The 2,725-nt window shown below is 29.9% G+C and carries 3 protein-coding genes; all 3 read left to right on the forward strand.

The window, feature by feature from the left end; genetic code table 11:
* Positions 1–105 precede the first annotated feature (105 nt).
* On the forward strand, positions 106–1,005 hold the full coding sequence (locus CYP54_RS07805; protein WP_219810471.1) for a glycosyltransferase: 900 nt from the start codon (positions 106–108) through the stop codon (positions 1,003–1,005).
* A complete protein-coding gene (locus CYP54_RS07810) occupies positions 1,002–1,796 on the forward strand; it encodes a TIGR04325 family methyltransferase (RefSeq protein WP_103604826.1) in 795 nt (264 codons plus the stop codon). The genes CYP54_RS07805 and CYP54_RS07810 overlap by 4 nt, the downstream gene beginning before the upstream one ends.
* The coding region (locus tag CYP54_RS07815) for a glycosyl transferase (protein WP_103604827.1) at positions 1,796–2,725 on the forward strand (930 nt) is incomplete at its 3' end. The genes CYP54_RS07810 and CYP54_RS07815, both read left to right, overlap by 1 nt.

The following is a 2,725-nucleotide window of genomic DNA, read 5'->3' on the forward strand; positions in this document are numbered from 1 at the left end:
ATATATAATGGAGTAAAAGCGCTTATTGCAAAAACTATACTAAAGAGTTTATTAAAAATATAAAAGTTATACATTATGATTCAGAAACGGAAGGATAGCTTAAAGTTGGATGATTTAGCACCCATAGTATTATTTGTATATAATCGTCTTGATCATACCAAACAAACACTAGAAGCCTTATTAGCGAATGAGCTGGCTAATCAAAGTGAAATATTTATATACTCAGATGCAGCCAAAAGTCGAAATGATGAAATAAAAGTTGCAGAAGTAAGAGAATATATAAAAAAAGTAAGTGGTTTTAAAAAGGTTACCATAACACAAAGAGAAAGAAATTTTGGTCTGGCTAGCAATATAATAGACGGTGTTACAAAGATTGTAAACGAGTATGGTAAGATAATAGTTCTTGAAGATGATTTGATCACAAGTCCTTATTTTTTAAGTTTTATGAACAAAGGATTAGAACTATACAAAGACGAGCCAAGAGTTGCTTCTATTCACGGATATATTTATCCTATAGATAGCCTTCCTGAAACTTTTTTTATCAAGGGAGCTGATTGTTGGGGATGGGCCACTTGGAGTGATAAATGGAGTATTTTCGAGCCAAATGGACAAAAGTTATTAGATGAAATAAGAAAACTAAAGCTTGAAAAAGAGATGGATTTTAATGGTAGTTATGGATTTGTCAAGATGCTAAAGTCTCAAATTGTAGGAAAAAATAATTCATGGGCTATTAGATGGTATGCTAGTACCTTCTTAAATGGCATGTTAACTCTTTACCCAGGAAAAAGCTATGTTCAAAATATTGGATTTGATAGTCAGGCAACCCATTGCAAGATTAAAACTAATTTATTTGATATAGATTTAAATAAAAACATTGTAATTGATAAAATAGACATTAAAGAAGATTTAACTGCTAGAAAAAAATTTGAGATATTTTTTAAGAAAATAAATCCAAATTTGATACAGAGAATATTATTAAAAGTAAAGAGACTAATTAAATTATGAGACAATTTGTTAAGAGTTTAATTCCACCCATTTTGTTTAATCTTCTAAAGAGATTAAGGCCAAACAAGTACGGCTGGAGGGGTAGCTATAGTACTTGGGAAGAAGCCAAAAAGGTATCCATTGGCTATGATAGCAAAGAAATACTCCAAAAGGTCAGAGCCTCTCTTTTAAAGGTTAAAAACAAAGAAGCTGCTTTTGAGAGAGACAGCGTAATATTTGATAAGATCCAATATTCTTGGCCACTACTAGCTGGACTAATGTATGCTTGTGTAAAATCCAAAGGAGAGCTTAGGGTGCTTGACTTTGGTGGAAGTTTAGGAAGCACTTATTTTCAAAATAAAAAATTCTTAGATGAAATTGATGAAGTTTCTTGGAGTATTGTTGAGCAAAAGCATTTCGTTGACGTTGGTAAAAAAGATTTTAAAGATAGTAGGCTAAAATTCTATTATGATATAGAAACTTGTAAGAAAGAACAGAATCCAAATATTTTAGTTTTATCAAGTGTCTTACAGTATATTGAAAAGCCTTATGAATTGATGAAGAGTATATTAAAAAATAGTTTTGATTTTATTTTGATAGATAGAACTCCTTTTGCAAAAAAGAGACAAATCAGACTACAAATGGTTCCGCCTCAAATTTATGATGCTAGTTATCCATGTTGGTTCTTTGAAGAAAATGAGTTACTGCATTTCTTAAAAGACCAAGGATACGTTGTTATCGAAGAGTATGATGCCCTAGACGGAAAATATGAAGATTACTATTTCAAAGGATATATTTTAAAAGGATTCTAATGTCATATAATTACTGCACTCTTTTTGATAGCAATTATCTAACTCGTGGCTTAGCTATGTATGAGTCTCTTAAAAAAAATAGCGATAAATTTCATCTATATATTTTTTCTTTTGATGATAGAAGCTACAAAGTTCTAAAAGAGTTAAAATTAGAAGCAGCGACAATAATTCAGCTTGAAGAATTTGAAGATGATGAACTTTTAAATATAAAAAAAAGTAGAACACCATGCGAATATTGCTGGACTTGTACACCCTCGATTATTAAGCACTGCATAGAAAAATATAATCTTAGTAGTTGTACGTATCTTGATGCAGATTTGTATTTTTTCTCAAATCCAACCGTTCTTATTGAGGAGCTGGGTGAAAAGTCCGTTTTAATAACAGAGCATAGATATACTAAAGAATATGATCAAAGTAAAACTAGCGGGATATATTGTGTACAGTTTATGACTTTTAAAAATGATAAAAATGGAATAGAAGTACTAAACTGGTGGAGAAATGCTTGTAATGAGTGGTGTTATGCTAGATTTGAAGATGGCAAATTCGGCGATCAAAAATATTTAGATGATTGGTTAAATAGATTTAATGGGGTCTACTCTTTAAAAAATTTAGGCGGCGGAGTTGCGCCCTGGAATATCCAACAATATGATCTTTCTAAAAAAGAATTTGAGCTAATTTTTTATCATTTTCATGGTTTTAAATTTTTAGAAAATAACAAGTTAGAATTTGGAAATTATAAACTAAGAAAATTCGATTTAAAAAATTTATATAAGCCGTATCTATTTCACTTGGAAGATATAAAAATACGGTTAGAAGAGCTAGGGTATAAATATGATTTTCATGGAACGACAAAATTTAAAAAAAATTGGAAGACGCCACTTATAAAAATTAAAAGATGGATAATAAATACTTATAATTGTAACGATAAA

This window comes from Campylobacter concisus (assembly GCF_002914005.1).
GTDB classification, from domain to species: Bacteria; Campylobacterota; Campylobacteria; order Campylobacterales; family Campylobacteraceae; genus Campylobacter_A; species Campylobacter_A concisus_N.